The following is a 1,178-nucleotide window of genomic DNA, read 5'->3' as shown; positions in this document are numbered from 1 at the left end:
AGAATACTTGATTTTATAGTAAATCACCAGCAAAATAACAAGAATACACCTCTTACAGAAAAGATGATTGAAAATGAATTGAAAAAATACTTGGAATTTGAAAACAGATTGAGTTCGACTAAAAATATAGATGAAAAGAAAAAATTATTGGATGATGAGCTTTTTAAAATCATAGACAAATCCATAGAAAGAGAAAAAGAGTTTCAAAAAAGATTTCATATATACAAAGAGAGAAAAGAACTCTTCGACAAGGCAAGGATAAAAGACGAATTGGAGAGGTTGTTGGAAAAAGTGTAGATAATATACATTTATATAATTTGATTGTATGTTAAAATTTTTAAGGATTATAGTCCAATGTATATTTGACATATATGATAGTATATTTATATATACCCAAAAATCATAAAAGTGCTGTTTATGATCCAACAACTATCGACATAATTCTAAATGCAAGAGCGGAACACAAGTTACTAATTATCCCGGTGGCAATGATTTTGATTCAGGTAGTGAGCTTTATAAATTAACTTTTTACAATTTACACAAAGATGTAGATTACTCAATAACTTTTAGAGGATCTGCAAAAAATTCAATGTTACCTCATATTTTTGAATCAAAAGTAATTCTTTATTATTAAAGGAGAAATGTTTTATGTTTATTCCCAAAAGTCTATTTTCTATTAATGATGCTTCTGACAGAGCTTCATATTCAAATAGAAGTAAAACAAGTTATTCAGATATGATTTCTAAGATATATACATCCAGAAAAGAAAAAGATTATAGTCATATAGTTGGAGGAAATCCTGAAACAGCAAATAAACAATTTGCAGAAGACATGCAAAGAATAATACCGTCTTTATATGAAGCTGTACAAAAAGGTGATTTAAAGACCGCGGCCAAATTGGGATTAGAATATTATAACATACAAAAAAAGCAATCTATTTATTATGGTTTAGCTAAACCAAGTGGAAATTGGCTTACATTTGTTTCAAGAAGTGTAATGTTTTATAAAGGACAAAGCCTTGAACAATGGGAAGAACAATTACCTGTAAAAACCGACTCTTACACAGGTATAACATATTTTGAACTTGACGGATACAACATACCTACAAAAGAATATCGAGGCGAAGGATATGACAAAAAAATTGCACAATTAGCCGATGAAAGAAATACGAGTTTTTC

General features: G+C 28.6%; 2 pseudogenes. Both read left to right on the top strand.

Annotation, left to right across the window (positions count from 1 at the left end):
- Positions 1 to 297 (top strand): annotated as a pseudogene (locus HMPREF9630_RS07805) (hypothetical protein); the annotation flags it as partial.
- A 351-nt stretch (positions 298 to 648) separates the two neighbouring features.
- A pseudogene (locus tag HMPREF9630_RS07800) lies at positions 649 to 1,178 on the top strand (hypothetical protein); the annotation flags it as partial.

Origin of the sequence: Peptoanaerobacter stomatis (assembly GCF_000238095.2) — a bacterium.
GTDB classification, from domain to species: Bacteria; Bacillota; Clostridia; order Peptostreptococcales; family Filifactoraceae; genus Peptoanaerobacter; species Peptoanaerobacter stomatis_A.
Note: the sequence above shows the minus strand (reverse complement) of the source record. Positions and strands in the feature narration are given on the sequence as shown.